Source organism: Geomonas ferrireducens (genome assembly GCF_004917065.1).
In the GTDB taxonomy this organism is placed as follows: Bacteria; Desulfobacterota; Desulfuromonadia; order Geobacterales; family Geobacteraceae; genus Geomonas; species Geomonas ferrireducens.
In genome coordinates this window covers 891580-911815 of sequence record NZ_SSYA01000003.1, presented here as the reverse complement: position 1 = coordinate 911815, position 20236 = coordinate 891580, and the positions used below count along the sequence as shown (strand labels likewise).

The window sequence follows — 20236 nt, the reverse complement described above, 5'->3', positions numbered from 1 at the left end:
CCTACCCGTTTTACTGTCCGGCAGCCACCGTCGAGCCGACCACCTCGACGCCGAAATCCGCCGCCTCCTTGGGAACGTTGGCGAGGGCGACGACGAAGCCGATGGACTGGTCCGGTTTGACGCCCAGGTTCGAAAGGGAGTCGCCGAACTGGTTGTTCATGATCGAGTCGATTTTCGCTACGGGGAGCGTACTCAGCTGTTCGTCGGAGAGCCGGTTGCCGCAGTAGGCTGTCTTTTGCAGCAGCACCCTGCCCGCTTTATCGAAGATGCTCACCTTCACCTGGATCGAGGCGCGCGCCTTGCGGAAGGAGTTCACCGCCTCGCCGGTCACGACGAAGAGCTCACCGGCTTCCTTGTTCTGGTGGAAGGAGGCAAGAGGGTTTTTGATGGTGATGCGCCCCTCTTCCGGGACCTCCATGCCGAACCACTTGGCGACAAAGCCGATGCCGAGCTTGTCGAGCTTTTTAAGCGCGTCCGGCCCGCTTTGCAGCACGTAAAGCCCGGCGCCGGTGAGGGCGAGCACGACGACCATGCAGATGGTCACGACGGCGATGGTGAGCACCGAGCGCCCCTTGCGTCTCGAAGATATGGAGAGAGGCGGAAGCTCGTCGTCAAAAGCCTCATCGGGAACCGAAGCGGCAAACGATTTGTCCCCGAAGCTGAAATCAAGAGACGAGGATTTGGCGGCCGTTTTGGCGGCCTCGTCTTCGACCGCCGCGGCACCTACAGGCGCCACGGGTTCGGCGGGTGTCCCCTCTCCGGCAGGAGGCTCTTCGGATTTCGCTCCGAAAGAGAACCCGCCCAAGGAAAACTCACCGGCAGCGGCAGTAGGAGGTGCCGGCTCGGCGACCGCAGGCTGCTGCGGCGCGGAAGCCTCTTCTTCAGCCGCGAAAGACTCAAAGCCTGCGGACGAAGGTCCGGCGGGCTCTTGAGCCTCGGCTGCGGCCTGCTCTTCGAAGGAGAAATCGCCGAAGTCGAACGATTCTCCCGCTGGAGCAGCACTCGCGGCAGGTGCCGGAGCTTCGTCGAAGGAAAATTCGCCGGCATCAGACGCCGCGCCAACCGCAGGAGTTTCCTCCTTGGTGGCGGCATGGGGCTCGTCGAAAGAGAACTCGCCGAAATCGAAATCATCAGTCGCGGCAGCGGGGGCGGGGGCGGGCTCTTCCTTCGCTGCAGCGGGCGTCTCTTCGAACGAGAACTCCCCGAAATCGATCCCTTCGCCCGCAGCCTCCGGGGCCTTTTCCACAGGTGCCGCTGGAGTCTCGTCAAAGGAGAATTCGCCGAAGTCGGCCGACGTGGACGTTTCCGCGGGAGCTGCCTCTTCTTTCACCGCAGTGGACGTCTCCTCGAAGGAGAATTCGCCGAAGTCGACCGATGCGGAAGCCGCCTCAGCAACAGGCTCCTCTTTCACCGCCGCAGGCGTCTCGTCGAAAGAGAGCTCCCCGAAGTCAAGTCCGCCGGCTGCGGCAGCAGGAGCCGGCTCCGTTTTCGGTGCGGCGGGCGTCTCGTCGAAGGATAATTCCCCGAAATCCAGATCAGCTGCAGCAGGAGCCTTCGCGGCTGCAGCCACCGGTTCCGCACTGAACTCGAACTCGTCAAAGGATGGTCCGGCGGCGCCGGCAGCGGGCTCTTCCTTGCCGGTAGGAACCCCGGTCTCGATGTTTATGGAGCCGAAATCCAGGCCGTCTTCCTCTTCGGCGGGTTTAGGAGCCTCTGCTGAGGGCTCGGCCTCGGCCTGCGGCGCGGCAGCGGAGACCTCAGCCTCGGCCTGGGCCGGCGCCGGAGCGCCCAATCCCGAGAGCAGGGCATCGAAGTCCGATTCTTCCGGCTTCTGCTCCGCTCCGGCAACGAAGACGTGACGGCACTTGGAACAACGTACCTTCACGCCCCCCGGCTTAAGCTTAGAGTCGTCCAGCCTGAACTTTGTATTGCATTGGTCGCATTGGAGTATCATCGACCCTCCGAACTTGTTAGCACAGCGTCACATTAATTTTTCCAACGTTTTTCTATAACAGAAGCAAATTATAGTGTCAATCATTCTGGTCGCTCCAGCGCCTTTGTGGTATATATCTCCGATGTGCTAAATCCCTCATATGAAGAAGAGGTACCACATGAAATTGCGCCGCATCCTTTACGCCCTTCTTATTAATTCCCTCACCGTCACGATGGCCTGGGCTGCACCGGAAGTGATCGTCGACCAAGGCAGCTTCAATTTCGGCAGCGTTGCCCAGGGAAGAAAGGTACAGCATACCTTTAAAGTCAGAAACGGCGGCGATGCACCGCTGCAGATAAAGAAGCTGGAGGCGTCCTGCGGCTGCACCGCCGTGAAGCCGTCCACCACCGTCGTCCCCCCCGGCAAGAGTGCCACCATCGAAGTAACCTTCGATTCAACCTCGTTTTCGGGAAAAGTGGTCAAGACGGTTACCCTCACCAGCAACGCCGGGAAGAGTCCGAGCTACACCTTCAGCATGGAAGGGACGGTAACAGAAGAACTGCAGGTGATCCCGCGCCAGTTGAGCCTCGGACCGGTGAGCAGCAGCTTCGCCACCAAAGGCGTACTGAAGGTCACCAACAACGGGGCAGGCACGGTAAAGCTTCTCGCCGTGAACGTCACGTCGTCATCGCTGCAGATAAAGCCGGTGATCAGGAAGAGAGAACTGGATCCTGGAGAGACCGGGACGATAGAAGTTTCGGCACAGGCAAAACCGGAAGCGAAAGTGCTGAGCGGCTACCTGCACATAGTGACCAACAGCACGCAGAAAAAAGAGATCACCGTCCCGGTGTATGGAACGATGACCAAATGATTTTAAACTTTCACCTTGAGTTGGTCCCAGAAATAGTGTATTGAATAGGTCTTTGGTCTTGTGAATGGACCGTTATGTCACGTCAATTGACTTCTTTGTCTAGCTGATAGATTTTCAGGGCGGGTAGCTCAGTTGGATAGAGTACTGGCCTCCGAAGCCAGGGGTCATGGGTTCGAATCCCATCTCGCCCACCAACTTTAAATGCAGCATCTTCCATATTGGAACAAGAAGCCCTGAGAAATCGGGGCTTTTTTGTTTTCATTTGTGCACAAACGTGCACCAAAGGGCATTGACAGCCGGGGGTATTGGGGGTAGTTTTAAGGTATAAATCCCCCCAAGCCGGAAACAATACCCCCAGTTGGAGGTGCAGCCGTGGCCCTGACAGACGTAAAGGCAAGGAATGTTAAACCGGGAGAAAAGCAGGTAAAGCTTTCTGACAGTGACGGGATGTATCTTCTGGTGACCCCAGCGGGAGGCAAGTGCTGGCGTCTCAAGTACCGCTATGGAGGGAAGGAAAAGGTACTTGCCCTAGGCACCTACCCTGAAGTCTCCCTCGCGGAGGCAAGAGCAAGGAAAGACGTAGCAAGAAGGCAACTCGCAGCCGGGGTGGACCCCAACGCTGTGAAAAAGGCTCAAAAAGCAGCCTTCGCTGACAAGACAGCCAACAGCTTTGAGGTGGTAGCGCGGGAGTGGCACACCAAGTACACCCCCACCTGGACCAGTGGCTATGCCGACATGCTCATGCGGCGACTGGTGCAAAACGTCTTCCCTTCCATCGGTGCATGCCCTATCGAGGACATCAAAGCTCCCGACGTTCTCAAGGTACTGAGGCGCGTTGAATCGCGCGGTGCCTTGGAAACGGCCCACCGGATACAGATCATGTGTGGGCAAATCTTCCGCTATGCCGTAGCAACAGGACGGGCAGAGCGTGACCCCACCGGCGACCTTAAAGGTGCCCTGCCTCCTCGTCGCAAAAAACACCACGCCGCCATAACGGAACCGAAACAGGTCGCTGAACTGTTACGGGCAATTGACGGCTACCAAGGGACGTTCCCAGTAAAGTGCGCCCTTCAACTCGCCCCCCTCGCCTTTGTCCGGCCCGGTGAATTGCGAAACGCCGAATGGTCAGAGATCGACTTCGACAATGAACAGTGGAATATCCCCGCAGAGCGTATGAAGATGAAGGAGTCGCACATTGTGCCGCTCGCTGCTCAGGCGGTCACGATCCTGAAGGAGTTGCAGGCCCTGACAGGCGGGAGCCGTTACCTTTTCCCGTCGGGCCGTTCCTTCCACCGCCCCATGAGCAACAATGCAGTAAATGCGGCCCTGAGACGGCTGGGCTTTGACAAAGATGAAATGACCGGGCACGGTTTCAGAGCAATGGCACGGACGATCCTTGATGAAGTGCTCCAGGTACGCCCCGACTTCATTGAACACCAGCTTGCCCACGCAGTGAAGGACCCCAACGGTCGAGCATACAACAGGACGGCCCACCTTGCGGAGCGCAAAAAGATGATGCAGTTGTGGGCGGATTACCTGGAAGGGTTGAAGGTCGGCGCGAAGGTTTTACCGTTCAAGACTGGGGCGGCATGAAATAACAATAGATCGGCATGCACTCGAAATGTGAAGGGCTTCCAGAAACGGAGGCCCTTTTTTGTTACAGGCAACCATAGGACAAGAACATATCACGGTTCGTTTGCTTCTATTACATTATTGCAACCTAGACTTACTGTTATTATTTATAAATGTAAGTTTCATTTATGTAATATTCAACACTACATAGAGTAAATTCCAAATCGGTGACCATTGACAAGCTGACTTTATCGCCTTAGTGTGGACCTAGTAGGACACTAACACAAGGAGGTTCACCGAATGAAAAGCAAAAACACTTCCCCCGTAATGCCCCTTCCTTCCACCGGCTTTGTTCGTCTCCCGCAAGTCCTGGCAGTAATCCCCTGGTCAAAATCCGCAATTTACCAAGCCATCCGTGAGGGGCGTTTCCCGGCCCCCGTTAAGCTTGGCCCACGTACAGCCGCGTGGTCTGTTGACACCCTGCGTGAGTGGATTGATAAAGCCAACGCCGATGCCAACCAACATGCAGCATAGCCCATTTCAGAAGGGCCTCTGATGAGGTGCAGGATACAAGCACCGGCTATATCAAGAGGCCAGAGCCGCAGACGCGGCAAGGAGGCACATAGGATGGATATCAAGTGCTTAGATTTAGCTTCAGCAGTCACCGCAGCAACCGGGATCAATGCCGATCTGAACTCCCCCAGTCAAGACGGAACAACCTGCTTTTCGTTCCCAAACTTACCAGAGGTCGCTCACACAGTTGCTCTCTATTACACTGGGGAGTTGTTCCTCAACGCCAAAAAGCTATTGCGTGTGCGTGGTGACCTCTACCGCCAGTTAAAACGGAGGGGGAACTATGAACGCCGCTAGCGATGTCAGGCAAGCCATGTGCGCCGCAGGACTCGACCCTGGAACGTCCCCTGTACCGGATGGAGTGACACACAGGTTTTACGTGAACGGCGATAAGCGCGGTTCCCGAAACGGCTGGTACTGCCTCCACGCAGACCACCCCGTGAACGCTACTTTCGGCACCTACAAAAAACCGGGGGTGATTCACCGTTGGCAGGCCGGGACTGATGGTTCTGAGTTTCGCTATTCTCCCCAAGTCCATCCCCTTGAACAACTGACGGTTGACCACGAGCGGATCTGGACAGCGGCACCCCCGGCACAAGACAAACATCCCTACCTCGTTCGCAAAGGTGTTTCTGCTTTGGGGTTGCGCTACCACAAAGGAGCACTGTTGGTTCCGGTGAGAGACATCGGTGGTTCCCTTCATGGTTTGCAACGAATCTGGCCAGACGGGGCAAAGCGGTTCACGCCTGGGACGGTGAAACAGGGGAACTTTTTTCTGCTTGGGGAAATTGCTTCAAGGGAACCCGTCATTATCTGTGAAGGCTACGCGACCGGCGCGACCGTTCATCGGGCAACCGGCAATGCTGTAGCCATCGCATTTGATGCAGGGAACCTGCTTACCGTGGCGCAAGGTATTAGGGCGCAGTTTCCAGACTTGCCAATCATCATTGCGGGAGACGATGATCACGCTACCGAAGACAACCCCGGCGCTGCAATGGCAACTGAAGCGGCAAGGATCGTAGGCGGTATGCTGGCGCTCCCCCTGTTCCCTGGTGCCAGGGGGCCGAAAGATTCGGACTTCAACGATCTTGCACAGAAGGAAGGGATCGAGGCCGTTCGCCTTCAACTCTCAGGAATGGGGGAGGCGACATGTTCAAGGTAGGCGAGATCAAGAACAGCCATCGACGCGGAACGAGCGCCAAAAAATACCGCAGCATCCCACAAGAGGAATTACAGGTACGCCCCCCTGAAGAAAGGACCGCACCGTACTTCAGCGTTGTCCCCGAGCAACTCGAAAAAGACCTGCGTTTTAGCACCCTCGCCCCCGAGGATAAAGGCCTGTTCTTGCTTTGGTGCGTGATTGCGTGGAGACGTGGGGGCATGGTCGATAATTTCCCACCGGGGAACGCGAAAGCCATGGGCCTTACGCTTGAGGCGTGGACCTCTCTACAAAGCCGCCTGACGGAGGCGAGCTTGCTGGTGGTCTCAACTGACGGGCTGAACCTTCTACAACCCGAGTTGAGGGAACAGTACCTTCAGTTCCTAGAAAGAGGATCTTCCACTTTGAAGGATTAAAGAACAAGAGCAAGAGCAAGAACAACGATGCGCAGTGCAGATGCGCGCGCAAATGCGCGAAGTGGCGCTGTACCTCTAATGGTAAGAAGGAGCTACAAGCCATGAAAATAAATAACGGAATCACCTATGAAGAGATAATCCAGATGATGTCTGAAAAGGTCGAGCAGGATATGAGCTGGCTCCGCAGCGAAGAGTGCCAATATCTGATTGAGATAGCGATGCGGATCGCACCTCCTCATATCCGCAACCAGATAGAGGCAGCGCTTAATGTCTCGGATGAGGAAATAAGGCTGAAGCTCAGGGAGTATGAAACCAAGATTTACCGGGATGGAGCGTTTCATGTAGTCAACTGAGGCGACCGGGCAACTACCTTTTTTTATATGAGGTCATTATGAAAACCAGATCGGACCACCTCGACACTATCGAGAAGCAAGAGATTGCAGCCCTTGCAGCCACAGGGAAAAGCCAGAGGGCCATAGCCAAGGCTACAGGCCGCGCCCCCAAGACGATTGCACGGGTGCTGAAAGAGCCTGATGTCCTCGATGCCAGGGCAAAGATTGAAGACCGCCTTGCCAATCGTTTTGAGCAACTGGCCGTGGCCGTGCTGGATTCGGTGTCGGAAGAAGATCTAGCCAAAGCGAGCCTACAGCAGAAGGCAATTTCTGCGGCCACCTTCACCGATAAAGCGCGGCTCATTCGCGGCCAATCAACCGATAACATCGGGATCATGGCGCGGCTGGTGCGGGAAGCATGTGAGGGCGGTTACCTGCCCCCCTGCCCTAGCAACGGTGAAATGGGTTCGGGTTCGGACGGCGGCGGCAGCGAAGGCCAGAAACAAAAGCGTGATGAAACGGGCGAAGACTGATTTGGCACTTTGCCGCCTGTTTTGTCGTGTGAGCATGGTGGTGGCAGGGCTAAAAGCTGATTTGCCATTATAAGACAAATCCGATGCCTTGCTGCATGAATCTTGAAGACTACCACCTGCACAATACAGGTGAACACCGCAGAGAAGATGATAACAAGTCCTTTTTGTTCGGTTTTTGTAACTTAGGAACTGATTTGCTAGCAGAAGGGACGAATCAAGCCACCCCGAGGCAACGGGAACACACCAGCAGCATAAGAGGGGACCGACATGGGAATGCCAGCATGGGCGGCGGTGCTTGGTGCACCTTTCGCCGCAGACAAATTGATTGTGGACCCGGTGAACTCCATCTACCAGACATACCGGCAGGTAAGGGACCAACAGAACGAGGACCAGGATAAAGAAGCCGCAACCCAACTCCTTCAGCAGTTCGCCACCGACCCGAACACGCCGGTTGACGCGGCCATGCTCAAGAGGTTCTCCAACCCCGAGGCCGCAGGCAAAGCCCTGGCTCGTTCTCTTGACGTTGCCAAAGGGATCAACGAGAAGAACGCCATCCCCGAGGTGAACACCCTTCAGAATTACGCCGACCAGACCGGCACCACCGACCCGCGTTTCTTCAATGACCCCGCATCCCGGCAGGAGCTACAGCGCCAAGGGTTCAACGGGGATCTTTCTTTCTTCAGCAAGGGGTACAGCACCAACCCTGTTACCAACAGCGAGGCAAGGGACATCGAGAACCTGCAACGGCTCGGCTCCATCGAGCGCCGTGTGGCCGCAGGTACCGCTACCCCTGCCGACTTCGCCGCGAGGGTGACCAACCCCATGTCGGAAAAAATGGACAAGGTGCTGAACACCAACCTCAACACTCTCGACAAGAACCGCACCTTTGACGAGAAGCAGAAGGTGGTCGCGGCAAATGACCAGATCAACCAGACCATCGCCAAATACCCCCTGAAGCGTACCGTAGGCAGTTGGAACGGCCTTGCTGAACTGCTTTATTCCATCCCCGGCGCAGACCCGAAAGTTGTGGACGAACGCCTGAAGGACATCGCAAGCCGGAACTCTGGCCCGACCAACAAGACCGTGACCACCAGCGCAGGCGATGCAACCCATGTTGTCAGCCTGGATATGTTCGCACGTCCGGTGGAGAATACCGGCGTCACCAATCACCCGAAAGTGGCAAAAGATCACGAAGGGGAAAGAGCAGCAAAGGACGAGCGACAGGACTTCAACCAGTGGGTAACAAAGCTCCAAACCCTTCGCAGGCAAGAAGCTGGTATCCAGAAAGGCTACGACCCGATTACCGGCCAAGTCATACCGCAGACGCAGATTGACAATGCCCTTGCCACGGTACGGGCTGAAATCGCCAATACCGAAGGCTACCTGAGAGCAACCCACGGTGACCGCTTCAAGACCTACAAGGGCGGCAGCGAGAAACCGGCAGCACCGGCTCCCATGTACGCCACCAATCCGCAGACCGGCCAAAAAATTGTCTCCAATGACGGCGGTAAGTCCTGGCAGCCGAGCACACAGAAAAAGCCGCTCTCGTCTTTCTGGAAATAGCCGACACAACTCTTCGGGTTGCAGACAATTCCCCGCCAGGGTGCTAGTCTGCAGCCCACCATCATCATCGATAGTTTTCAGTAGGCAAAAAAAGCCGGTCCAACTCTGCAACTGGAATCTGCCAATCCCGCCCCCACTTCTTAGCGAAGAGAGCGGTGTTCAGTTCCTTCGCCGGAACTCTGCTTGCCCCGCCGTGGATCTTGGCTAGATACTTTCCTCTGAGGCACAATTTACGGAATTGTCGGGCCGTGACACCCTTGTGCCTCTCCACCGCCTCCTTGATTGTCATCGTGACCTGTTCGATGGATTTCTCAACCATATCGCCCCCTCATTCAGATATGAAAAGGGGGCCTTCTCAGCCCCCCCGCCTTTACTATCCTACCGTTTTTTACCAGTCGCCTATGTGCAGAAACTTTTCCCCGTGCTTCTCAGGTTCCAACGCGGTGACCACTTCCAGGTCTGCGCCCGTGAGCGGCTCCATATCGCCCAGGTAAACCATCATGTCACCGTGCTTCTCAACGATAGCCATTTCCAGCGCGATTTTTTCCGACAGCATCATTCGCTTTTCCATTTGCTACCCCCTTGACGTTTTTGGATTTTGGAGCCTGAGTCTTTCCAACGGTCGCCAAGGGTAACCGCCCCCGCACTTCACAATGCGGAGAGACTCAGGCACACGGTGATTTCGCTTGGCCGCTTCCTTTTGGATAATCCAATCGTACCTGCATTAGCACGCGCTGTCAACATCTAACCTATTGATTTTATTCAGAGCTACCTGCAAAACTGTCAGGCTGACTGAAACGCATTGGACTCTGATACTGCCGGAACCACACCAAGGGGACGGATCATAAGACAGTGGCCGATATCGCGGTATACTGGGAAATGGCAACTTCAACAGGAGGTGGTAATGTGTTAAAAAAATCCCTCTCATTACTGTTGATATTCGTGAGCATCATAGTGGATGTTAGGATGGCGGGGGCCGAATATTCAACTTGTGCTGATGCTTATTTAGCCAAGAACTATGCTAGTGCTTTTTCGTTATGTAAAACGGAAGTAAGCAGCGGCGAAGACACAGATGGATGGCCGCAATATTATCTATCCATGATGTATCGACTTGGTCAAGGAGTAAGGCAAGATGACTCAGAAGGGTTCAATTGGGCTCTTCTATCAGCTAAACTAGGTAACTGGGTGTCGATGTATCTGGTTGCTACTGACTATGCCTTCAATAAAGGAGTATCACAGGATGACCGGCAGGCGCTAATTTGGCTATCTAGCCTAGTGAGAGTAGATCTTAAAGAAGCAGAAAGCTTGTTGGCGTGGTTCTATGACACAGGCAGGGGGGTGACAAGGGATGCGGCTACTGCTACAAAATTGTATTTGTTAGCTGCACAACAGGGAGATCCAGATGCGCAACTGAGGTTAAGTGCAAGATATTGGGGAGGAGTGGGAGTGTTGCAAGATTACGTCGAGGCTCATAAGTGGGCTAATTTAGCAAGATCGCAGGGCCATTCGCCTATTCCACAATATTTGCAAGAGTTAGCAAGCCTCATGACCGCCAGCCAGATTGAACAGGCCCAAAAGCTAGCAAGGGAGTGGACACCACGAGAACGAGATCCAAAAGCTGCAGCCTTCCTCGCACCCTTTTTGTTTCCAACGCGTTAGAAGAGCACCGATAGTTGCACAGCGACCTTGCTCAAGCCACCCTCCCCCCCTGGGAAAATGGTCCCGTCCAGGACTCAGGGGGGGAGGGGGAGTAACGCAATAAGAGCCATCATGGAGGGGGTATTATTGGGGGTATATGCTCCGAGCATACACAGAATAGCAATGTAATACCAAGATGTTAACCAATTCGTTATATGGGCATCTCGCCAACTATTACAAGCAGTTTCAGAGAACAAAAAGGCCCTGAGCGATCAGGGCCTTTTTGTTTTCCCGCAGCAGCATGCCCGCCCCCCACCTGTCTCATCTGTCACTTCGTCTTGCCCTCCCGAAATTACATCCACCACCTCGTCTCCACTCTCACACCTTCCAGCTCGACTCTCAGGAAACCCTGTTCCAGAGGCTCAACCGCATACAGAGCGGAGAGGTACTCATTGCGCGCCGTTGCCGCCGACATAACCATGACAAGCCCTCAGGCTGAAGCTCATGGCTATCCGCCTATGACTGCAAAAAAAACATCAACGACTCATCAACAAAACGTTGACATTTTATCAACGAAATGTTTGTATACCGAACAGTGTTTGTTACGGCAGGTACAGACCGCTGTGCGGCCGCTGTCCTGCCTGCTCACGCAGTGCCTGATTGGACGGCGGACAGACTTCACGACAAGAGCAGCCCCCCTCTTCCCATTTACGGCTCTGGTGAAGGCTCCTGAGAGACATAAATTTCTTAATATCCACTGCTCGGCCTGAGACTCCAGAGCAGACCGGTCGGCGCTAAGTTCATAATCGTAGGTTCACCACCTGGAAAAGGAGAATGCCATGCAAGGAGCTGTAAATCTCTGGCCGCTCATCGGAGTTGCCGTAATCATTGCCGGTTTTATCCTACGGCAAAACCCCGTAATGGTTGTAATCATCGCGGCGGTGGTTACCGGTCTCACCGCAGCCATGCCCATCGACAAAATCCTCATCTCGCTGGGCACCGGATTCATCAAGACCAGAAATCTGCCCCTGATTCTATTGCTGCCGCTGGGGGTCATCGGTCTTTTGGAGCGCTACGGGCTGAAGGAACAGGCCCAGCTGATCATCGCCAAGATCAAGTCGGCGACTGCGGGGCGGTTGCTGATGGTCTACCTGTTTGTGCGCGAAATCACTGCGGGGCTTGGCTTAGTGAGTCTCGGCGGCCATCCCCAAATGGTGCGCCCGCTGATAGCGCCGATGGCGGAGGGGGCCACCGAAAACCGTTACGGCTCCATACCGGAGAAGCTGCTGCACAAGATACGGGCAATGGCGGCCGCCACGGATAACGTGGGGCTCTTCTTCGGGGAAGACATCTTCGTGGCGTTCGGAGCCATCGTGCTGATGCAGACGATCCTGCGGGGGTACAGCATAGAGGTCAATCCGCTGCACATGGCGCTATGGGGCATCCCGACGGCCATCTCCGCGTTCACCATCCACGCTTTCCGCCTGCGCAGGCTGGATGTCGAAATCGAACGTGAACTGGGACTGCAGAAAACGACTGAAGCCGTAGTTACTGAAGCATTCACAGGAGAAAAAGCATGAGCTCGACGATCTTGCCCCTGAACTACTTTTTCATACTGCTCGGACTGACCCTGACCATCATCTCCCTGATGTCCTTTCGCGACAAAGGGAACCCAAGAAGGATCGCTACCGGCTCGTTCTGGGCCCTCTACGCGGTGGTGTTTCTGATCGGTGACCTGATCCCTCCCCTTTTCGCAGGCATCATCGTCGTAGCCATGGCGCTCATCGCGGGTCTGGGCGGTGTCTCACTCGGCAAGTACCACCAGTTCACCGCCAAAGAGCGCCACGACAGCGCCGTGAAACTCGGCAACCGCCTGCTCTATCCGGCTTTGATCATCCCCTTCACCACTATGATCGGCTCGGTGGTGTTCCAGAAAACCAAGATCGGCGGCATGTTCCTGCTCGATCAAAAGAACTTCACCCTGGTCAGCCTCGGCATCGGCTGCATCCTCGCCCTGATCGTCGCCTGCCGCTTCACCGGATCCACACCGGTGCAGGCCATGCGCGAAGCACGCCGCCTGATCGACTCGATGGGATGGGCCGTGGTGCTTCCCCACATGCTGGCCGTCCTTGGGCTTTTGTTCATGGATGCAGGCGTTGGCAAGGCGGTCGCAAACGTGACGACAACCTATATCCCGATGGACTTCAAGCTGGTTGCGGTAGCGGTCTTCTGTCTCGGGATGACCATCTTCACCATGATCATGGGTAATGCCTTTGCCGCCTTTCCGGTAATGGCGGGAGGGGTCGGAGTTCCCATCCTCATGGGGGTGTTCCACGGCAACCCCGCCATCGTCGCCGCGATCGGCATGTTCTCGGGTTACTGCGGCACGCTCATGACGCCGATGGCGGCCAACTTCAACATCGTCCCTGCGGCCCTTCTTGAACTTCCGGACAAAAACGGCGTCATCAAGGTGCAGATCATGACGGCCCTGCCACTCTTGGTCGTCAACATCGCCCTGATGTATTTCCTGATGAACGCGTTCTAGAGCCGACAAAGGAGAAAGTCGTGTCCAACCAAGGCGTTGAAGAATCGGTAAACGGCGGGAACCAGAGCTGGCTGGAAAAAGAAATGCACCCCTACTTTTTCGTCTCCATGAAGGATGAACCGGAGGCGATCGACATCCTCAGACGCGAAATGGGCACCCTGCGGCATAACCGCCGCCTGATCCTCGCGGACCGGGAGAAGAGCTTCATCCAGGCCATGGCGAACGTTCCGGGCTCCCTGTATGACTCGATCGGGCGGGTGCGTGAGCGGGAGATTTCCTATGCGATGATCGCACACTCCGAGAGCCCTATGCCGGGCATGCAGCAGACGCTGGAAATCCAGCGCCTCGAATTCGACCGCAAGTCCAACCACGAGGTGTTAAACGGCAAGGGGAACGAGGTACCGGCCGACATCCGCGAACGGATCTACGGTGATTTCATCCGTGAATACCCGGCAAGCCCCACGGAGGATTTCGACAGGTTACTCCGGATCATCTGGCTCAACAACGAAAGCTATGTGCGCATCTCCCCCCCAGCGAGGGTGGCGCAGATCCTCAACCTGTACCAGATGGGGAACCAGGGGGGCGGGCTGCACCTGGACGTGGAACCGATGGAGACCGGAGGCGAGTCCCGGGTGCTCTTCGCCGTCGCCAACCCGCCGCAAAAGGACTTCCTGCTGCAGGTCATGGAGGTCTTCAACCGGCTGGGGCTGGCCGTGAACCGCGCCTACTGCCTGACCATCTCCAACGGAACTCACCCTTATTTCCTCGGGACGTTCTACGTGCGCCCGCGCGGGGGGAGCCAGCTCGAAAAGAACTCCGACAGCTTTGTCCGGCTGCAGGGCGAACTGTACACGACGCAGATTCTCAATGTCTCGTCGCCGACCTACCGCGAGTTCGTAACGAGGGACGTCATTTCCGGCGAAGACGCCGCGCTCATCAACGCCTTCACCGCGTTCTGCCATTCGAACCTGGCCCACAACCAGCCGGACCGTTTCGGCCTCGAAGACGTGCAGGACGCGTTCACCTCGCACCCGGAGATAGCGCTCCAGTTGGTCAAACTGTTCCGCAGCCGCTTCGACCCGCGCGGGCGTGAGAGCGCCGATTACGAGGCGCTATTGGCCGCAACGCGGCAGACCGTGGCCGATTACAGCACCGGCCACCGCTACCTCGATGACATCCGGAGGGCCATTTTCCGCTGCTGCCTCTCCTTCATCCGGAACACGCTGAAAACTAACTTCTTCGTTGTCGTGAAACAGGCACTCTCCTTCAGGATCGACCCCGCCTACCTCGCCGAGCTCGGTCCCGACTTCACCGCCGATCTCCCGGAAGGCACGCCGTTTCGCATCACCTTCTTCTTCAGCCGTTTCGGCTTCGGTTACCACATTGGCTTTTCCGACATCGCCCGCGGCGGCTGGCGCACCGTCATCGCCCGCACGAAGGATGACTTCGTCACCAACTCGAACAACCTGTTCCGGGAAAACTTCGTGCTGGCGTTCACCCAGCATCTAAAGAACAAGGATATCTACGAAGGCGGCTCGAAGATGGTGTTGATCCTGAACACCGCCGACCTCAAGGCGAGGGATCGGGACCAGGAAACGTGGCGCCTGTACAAGCTGCAGTACGGCGTCATTCACGCCTTCCTTGACATCTACGTCACCGAAAACGGGATCGCGAAAAATCCTGCCGTCGTCGACTACTATCGCGAGGAAGAACCGATCGAGCTCGGCCCCGACGAGAACATGCACGACAGCGTCATCGAAGCCGTCGCCCGCCTCTCAAAGAAAAGGGGGTACATCCTCGGCAACGGCATCATGTCCAGCAAAGAGGTCGGCATCAACCACAAGGAATACGGCGTCACCTCGCTTGGCGTGGTCACCTTCGCCGAGATAACCATGGCGGAGCTCGGCATCGACATGCGCCAGGCCCCCTACTCCGTCAAGATGACCGGCGGCCCGAACGGTGACGTGGCGGGAAACGCCATGCGCTTGCTTTTGGAGCGCTCCCCGCAGGTGCAGATTCGGCTCATCCTCGACGGTACCGCGGCGTTGTGCGACACGGCGGGCGCGGACCGTGAGGAACTCGGGCGCATCCTCCTTTCCCGCGATCTCGATGCCTTCGACCCGTGCAAACTGAACCCCGGCGGCTTCATGCTCTTTCGTAGCGGCAGCCGCTCGGAAGGGCTGCGCGAGCTCTACCGCAAGGTGACCCGGACGGCGGCCGGAGTGGAGGAAGAGTGGATCTCGGTCGATGAATTCTCAAGGGAATTCGCGGAACTCCCCTTCTCGGTCGAGGCGGACCTTTTCATCCCCGGCGGGGGGAGGCCCGAGACCATCGACATGCACAACTGGGAGCGGTTCTTTCTCGCGGATGGAACCCCTTCCGCCAAGGTCATCATCGAGGGGGCCAACTCGTTCATCACCCCGGAGGCGCGCCAGCAGCTGCAGAAAAAAGGTGTCATCATCATGCGGGACGCCTCCGCGAACAAGTGCGGGGTCATCTCGTCCTCCTACGAGATCATCGCCAACCTGCTGCTCACCGAGGAGGAGTTCCTTGCCAACAAGGAGGCCTATGTCGCGGACGTGCTCCAGATCCTGGAAAAGCGTGCCGCCGACGAGGCACGACTGATCCTCAAGCGCCGTCGCGAGCAGCCGAACCTACTCTGCACCGACATTTCCAACTCCATCAGTGCCGAGATCAACACGCACTACGCGCGACTCTTCAAGTTTTTCCAGAAGCGGCCGGAGATCTGCCTGCAGCCCTTGTTCCGGCGCGCCATCCTGAGCCACCTCCCCCGCTTCCTGAGCGAAAACAGCTGCTACAACCAGCGGATCGGTCAGCTGCCGCAGAAGTACCTTTTCGCGATACTCGCCGCCGAAATAGGTTCCGCCATGGTGTACCGGGGCGACCAGGAGTCGGACTTCGAGGAGTTCGTGAAGGTGTTCCTGGACCGCAACTTTCCGGGGGTGGAAGCATGAGCAACATCAACATCGTCAAAGCGGGCGAGCAAGGGGTGGTGGTGGACTTCGGCGACGTCATCGATCCTGGAGTAAACGCCCGCGTGCATCGCCTGGCGCAGCAGATCTCCGGGAAGATGCCGGACGAGATACTCGAGCTGGTGCCGACCTACCGCTCGCTGATGGTCTACTTCGACCCGCTGCGCATCAGCCGTGAAGCGCTCACCGATAAGATCAGGCTGTTTCTGGATAGCGACGCGGAAAGCGGCGAGAAGGTCGACACCGCGACGGTGGTCAGCATCCCGGTCTGCTACGGCGGCGAGTTCGGGCCGGACCTGGAGTTCGTCGCGAGCCACAACAAGCTGAGTGTTGAGGAGGTGGTGGAGATCCACACCTCGCGGGCCTACCAGGTCTACATGCTCGGCTTCACCCCTGGTTTTCCCTACCTCGGGGGGATGTCGGACCGCATCGCCGCACCGCGACTGGCTCAACCGAGGGTGGTGATCCCCGCCGGTTCCATCGGCATCGCAGGGAGCCAGACCGGCATCTATCCGATCCAGAGCCCCGGGGGATGGCAGTTGATCGGCCGCACGCCGCTGCAACTCTTCAATCCCGGCTCGGCCGATCCCTTTCTCTTCGCGGCAGGAAACTATCTCCGCTTTACCGCGATCAATGCCGGGACCTTCCAGGAGATCCTGTGTCAGGTGGAGTCGGGAAGCTATAAGCCGGTGACCGGCACGGTCAAACAGGGGGAGGACGCCGCATGTGCACTGTGATCAAGCCGGGGATGCTGACGACCGTCCAGGACCGGGGACGTACCGGGTATCGCGCCTTCGGGATGCCGGTTTCCGGGGTCATGGACCGTTACGCCGCAACCATGGCCAATATCCTGGCCGGTAACGAACCCGGAGCCGCCGTCCTGGAAATGACCATGCTGGGGGGGACCTTCCGGTTCCCCAACGAGACCTACCTGGCCGTTTGCGGGGCCGATATGCAGGGGACGCTGAACGGCAAAAAGATCCAAAACTGGTCCGCCTTTTACGTTCCCGCTAACAGCGAACTTTCCTTCGGCTACGCGGTGAACGGTTGCCGGAGTTATATCGCCTTCTACGGCGGCATCGAGGTCCCCAAAGTCATGGGAAGCAGATCGACCTATACCCGTGCCGGGATAGGCGGGTTTGACGGACGGGCGCTCAAGGCCGATGACGTCATCGAAATCGGCAAGGCAGGCGAGATGCCCTGCGCACCTCGCGCGCTGTCGTACCATCACCTGCCCAAATACGGCAACGAGGTGCGCCTGCGGGTGATCCCGGGGCCGCAGGACGGCCTCTTCACCGCCGAGGGGTTGCAGTCGCTTTTCAGCAAGAGCTTCACCGTTTCGTCCAGGAACGACCGGATGGGCGTCCTGCTCGAAGGCCCGACCGTCGAGCATGCCTCCGGGGCCGACATCATCTCGGACGCGCTGAGCGCCGGGGCGATACAGGTGCCGGGAGACGGGCATCCCATCGTCATGATGGCGGATTGCCAGACCACCGGCGGCTACGCCAAGATCGGCTTCGTGATCGGGCCCGACCTTTCAAGGCTGGCACAGGCGAAGGCAGGAGACAGCGTCACCTTTGTGGAGTGCAGCGATCAGGAGGCCGTCGCAGCGCTGGCCGCGGAAAGTGCCGCCTACGAGAAGACCGCTGTCGGGGTAAGTCACGGGCCATTGGGGGGCGCGCCGGTAAAAGGCGCGGCTGCAAGCAAGGAGGTTTGAGGATATGCACATCGATTTGAATTGCGACATGGGCGAAGGGTTCGGGGCGTACACCATCGGCAGTGACGAACAGGTCATGCCCTTCATCACCTCGGCGAACATAGCCTGCGGGTTTCACGCATCCGACCCGGCGACGATCCGGAATACGGTCAGGATGGCCAAGGCACACGGTGTCGCCGTTGGAGCACATCCCTCCTACCCCGACCTGGTCGGCTTCGGGAGACGTCCCATGGAACTCTCGGCAGAGGAGGTCACTGCGGATCTCATCTACCAGATAGGCGCCCTGTCGGCGTTCTGCAAGTGCGAAGGGATCAAACTGCAGCACGTAAAGCCCCACGGGGCACTCTACAATAAGGCCGCCGTCAGCCGCCCCATAGCCCTCGCCATTACGGAAGCGATGAAGGCCCTGGATCCGGAACTGTACCTCGTATGCCTGAGCAATTCCGAGATGGTGGCTGCGGCCAAGGAAACCGGCATCCGGTACGTGGAAGAGGTCTTCGCCGACCGCGCATACACGAGTGAAGGAAAGCTCGTGCCGCGCAACCAGCCGGGTGCGGTGATCCATGATCCGGCGCTGGCGGCGGAACGGGTTCTGACCATGGTGAGGGACCGCAGCGTGATTTCCATCGACGGCACCCCGGTTCCGCTCAACGCCCAGACCATCTGCGTTCACGGCGATACGGCGGAAGCCATCGAGATGATCCGGATCATCAGGTCGAGGCTTGAGCAGGAAAAGGTCCATCTGAAGGCATTCGGCAGCTACGCGGGCTAAAGAACGGTTGGTAAAACGAGGTAGACCATGACCATCGAAAACAAACTCCATCTTTTGCAGGCAAAAAACGAAGAGGCCGAACTGGGCGGCGGCGCCGACAGGATCGAGAAGCATCACAAGTCCGGCCGACTGACCGCCAGGGAACGTATCGCGGTCCTGCTGGACGAGGGGAGCTTCAACGAGATCGACAAGTTCGTGACGCACCGTTGCCACAACTTCGGCATGGAGAAGCAGAAGATCGCAGGCGACGGTGTCGTGACCGGCTACGGCACCATCGAAGGGAGGCCTGCCTATGTGTTCGCCCAGGACTTCACCGTGTTCGGCGGGTCACTCTCCAAGAGCTACGCCGAAAAGATCGTGAAGATCATGGACATGGCCCTGAAAAACGGCGCGCCGGTGATCGGCCTGAACGATTCGGGGGGCGCCCGGATCCAGGAGGGAGTCGATTCGCTGGCAGGCTACGCGGACATCTTCCTGCGCAACGTAACCTCCTCGGGGGTGGTGCCGCAGCTGTCGGCCATAATGGGCCCCTGCGCGGGAGGGGCGGTCTATTCGCCTGCCATCACCGATTTCGTCTTCATGGTGAAGGACACCTCCTACATGTTCATCACCGGGCCGGAGGTCATCAAGACAGTGACCCACGAGGAAGTGACGAAGGAGGAATTGGGCGGGGCCATGACCCACAACTCGAAGTCCGGCTGCGCCCACTTCGCCTGTTCGGACGACGAGGAGTGCCTGCTGATGATGCGCGAGCTCTTCTCCTTTATCCCGCTGAACAACATGGAGGACCCTCCCCGGACGGCGTGCGAAGACGATATCAATCGCTGCGAGGATGCCCTGCGCACCATGATTCCTGACGACCCCAACGTCCCCTACGACATGAAGGAGGTCATCAAGGCCGTGGTCGACGACCGCTACTTCTTCGAGGTCCAGGAACACTACGCGAAGAACCTGGTGGTCGGCTTCGCCCGGTTGAACGGCAGGCCGGTCGGCGTCGTAGCGAACCAGCCGATCTTTCTGGCCGGGGCCTTGGACGTCGATTCATCCCTCAAGGGGGCACGCTTCACCCGTTTCTGCGACAGCTTCAACATCCCCTTGGTCATCTTCGAGGACGTCCCCGGTTTCATGCCGGGGGTGGGACAGGAGCTTGGGGGCATCATCAAGCATGGCGCCAAACTCCTCTACGCCATGGCCGAGGCAACGGTACCCAAGATCACCGTCATCACCCGCAAGGCCTACGGCGGCGCTTACTGCGTCATGAACTCCAAACATATCCGCGGCGACTACAGCATGGCCTTCCCCACGGCTGAGATCGCGGTGATGGGGCCGGAAGGTGCCGTGAACATCATTCACCGCGCCGAGATGTACGCTTCGGACAACCCGCAGGAAACCCGGAAGTCACTGGTTCGGGATTACCGCGAGAAGTTCGCCAACCCGTACAACGCCGCCGAGCTCGGCTACATCGACGAGGTCATCGATCCCGCGGCGACCCGCTCGAAGCTCATCAGCGTGCTCGAGATGTGCAAGAACAAACGCGACGCGAACCCGCCGCGCAAGCACGGCAACATACCCCTGTAAACGGCAAGTACGAGTGCAGCCGAAGCGTAACAGCAAGGAGT

General features: G+C 57.7%; 20 protein-coding genes and 1 tRNA gene. 18 read left to right on the top strand and 3 right to left on the bottom strand.

Features of this window, described 5'->3' with window-relative positions; genetic code table 11:
* Positions 1-10: 10 nt before the first annotated feature.
* Positions 11-1954, bottom strand: coding sequence for a DUF3426 domain-containing protein (locus E8L22_RS19865; protein ID WP_136526831.1), 1944 nt, complete (start codon positions 1952-1954; stop codon positions 11-13).
* A 157-nt stretch (positions 1955-2111) separates the two neighbouring features.
* Between E8L22_RS19865 and E8L22_RS19860 the strand changes: the two genes are divergently transcribed.
* The 10 genes from E8L22_RS19860 (at position 2112) to E8L22_RS19815 (ending at position 8952) form a co-directional block, all read left to right on the top strand.
* Positions 2112-2804, top strand: a complete 693-nt coding sequence (locus tag E8L22_RS19860) for a DUF1573 domain-containing protein (protein WP_136514406.1) — start codon at positions 2112-2114, stop codon at positions 2802-2804.
* A 117-nt stretch (positions 2805-2921) separates the two neighbouring features.
* Positions 2922-2998, top strand: a tRNA-Arg gene (locus E8L22_RS19855).
* 178 nt (positions 2999-3176) lie between these two features.
* Positions 3177-4397 (top strand): tyrosine-type recombinase/integrase, encoded by a 1221-nt coding sequence (locus E8L22_RS19850; RefSeq protein WP_136526830.1) that lies wholly within the window; start codon positions 3177-3179, stop codon positions 4395-4397.
* A 279-nt stretch (positions 4398-4676) separates the two neighbouring features.
* Complete coding sequence (locus tag E8L22_RS19845) at positions 4677-4910, top strand: helix-turn-helix transcriptional regulator (protein WP_136526829.1); 234 nt, start codon at positions 4677-4679, stop codon at positions 4908-4910.
* Positions 4911-5003: 93 nt separating this feature from the next.
* On the top strand, positions 5004-5246 hold the full coding sequence (locus E8L22_RS19840; protein ID WP_136526828.1) for a hypothetical protein: 243 nt from the start codon (positions 5004-5006) through the stop codon (positions 5244-5246).
* Between the two features lie 142 nt (positions 5247-5388).
* On the top strand, positions 5389-6111 hold the full coding sequence (locus E8L22_RS19835; protein ID WP_162604880.1) for a toprim domain-containing protein: 723 nt from the start codon (positions 5389-5391) through the stop codon (positions 6109-6111).
* Positions 6099-6524, top strand: coding sequence for a hypothetical protein (locus E8L22_RS19830; RefSeq protein ID WP_136526826.1), 426 nt, complete (start codon positions 6099-6101; stop codon positions 6522-6524). Before E8L22_RS19835 ends, E8L22_RS19830 begins: the two co-directional genes overlap by 13 nt.
* Before the next feature lie 101 nt (positions 6525-6625).
* On the top strand, positions 6626-6877 hold the full coding sequence (locus E8L22_RS19825; RefSeq protein WP_136526825.1) for a hypothetical protein: 252 nt from the start codon (positions 6626-6628) through the stop codon (positions 6875-6877).
* A gap of 38 nt (positions 6878-6915) precedes the next feature.
* Positions 6916-7389: a helix-turn-helix domain-containing protein gene (locus E8L22_RS19820; RefSeq protein WP_136526824.1), complete on the top strand. Its 474-nt coding sequence runs from the start codon at positions 6916-6918 to the stop codon at positions 7387-7389.
* A 267-nt stretch (positions 7390-7656) separates the two neighbouring features.
* Complete coding sequence (locus E8L22_RS19815) at positions 7657-8952, top strand: hypothetical protein (protein ID WP_136526823.1); 1296 nt, start codon at positions 7657-7659, stop codon at positions 8950-8952.
* A gap of 64 nt (positions 8953-9016) precedes the next feature.
* Here E8L22_RS19815 and E8L22_RS19810 read toward each other — a convergent pair whose 3' ends face one another.
* Positions 9017-9271 (bottom strand): hypothetical protein, encoded by a 255-nt coding sequence (locus tag E8L22_RS19810; RefSeq protein ID WP_136526822.1) that lies wholly within the window; start codon positions 9269-9271, stop codon positions 9017-9019.
* Between the two features lie 69 nt (positions 9272-9340).
* Entirely contained in the window at positions 9341-9523 is a 183-nt protein-coding gene (locus E8L22_RS19805) for a hypothetical protein (protein WP_136526821.1), read from the bottom strand.
* 281 nt (positions 9524-9804) lie between these two features.
* Between E8L22_RS19805 and E8L22_RS19800 the strand changes: the two genes are divergently transcribed.
* From E8L22_RS19800 to E8L22_RS19765, 8 genes are all read left to right on the top strand, one after another.
* Positions 9805-10611, top strand: coding sequence for a tetratricopeptide repeat protein (locus E8L22_RS19800; RefSeq protein ID WP_136526820.1), 807 nt, complete (start codon positions 9805-9807; stop codon positions 10609-10611).
* 818 nt (positions 10612-11429) lie between these two features.
* Positions 11430-12170 (top strand): DUF969 domain-containing protein, encoded by a 741-nt coding sequence (locus E8L22_RS19795; protein ID WP_136514405.1) that lies wholly within the window; start codon positions 11430-11432, stop codon positions 12168-12170.
* Positions 12167-13135: a DUF979 domain-containing protein gene (locus tag E8L22_RS19790; protein WP_136526819.1), complete on the top strand. Its 969-nt coding sequence runs from the start codon at positions 12167-12169 to the stop codon at positions 13133-13135. Before E8L22_RS19795 ends, E8L22_RS19790 begins: the two co-directional genes overlap by 4 nt.
* 20 nt (positions 13136-13155) lie before the next feature.
* Positions 13156-16110 carry an NAD-glutamate dehydrogenase domain-containing protein gene (locus E8L22_RS19785; RefSeq protein ID WP_246044809.1) on the top strand — a complete coding sequence of 985 codons (2955 nt, stop codon included), beginning with the start codon at positions 13156-13158 and terminating at the stop codon, positions 16108-16110.
* Entirely contained in the window at positions 16107-16865 is a 759-nt protein-coding gene (gene pxpB / locus E8L22_RS19780) for a 5-oxoprolinase subunit PxpB (protein ID WP_136526818.1), read from the top strand. Before E8L22_RS19785 ends, pxpB begins: the two co-directional genes overlap by 4 nt.
* Positions 16853-17845 (top strand): 5-oxoprolinase subunit C family protein, encoded by a 993-nt coding sequence (locus E8L22_RS19775; RefSeq protein WP_136526817.1) that lies wholly within the window; start codon positions 16853-16855, stop codon positions 17843-17845. Before pxpB ends, E8L22_RS19775 begins: the two co-directional genes overlap by 13 nt.
* Before the next feature lie 4 nt (positions 17846-17849).
* Positions 17850-18617 (top strand): LamB/YcsF family protein, encoded by a 768-nt coding sequence (locus E8L22_RS19770; RefSeq protein WP_136526816.1) that lies wholly within the window; start codon positions 17850-17852, stop codon positions 18615-18617.
* A 27-nt stretch (positions 18618-18644) separates the two neighbouring features.
* On the top strand, positions 18645-20195 hold the full coding sequence (locus E8L22_RS19765; protein WP_136514400.1) for an acyl-CoA carboxylase subunit beta: 1551 nt from the start codon (positions 18645-18647) through the stop codon (positions 20193-20195).
* Positions 20196-20236: the final 41 nt, after the last annotated feature.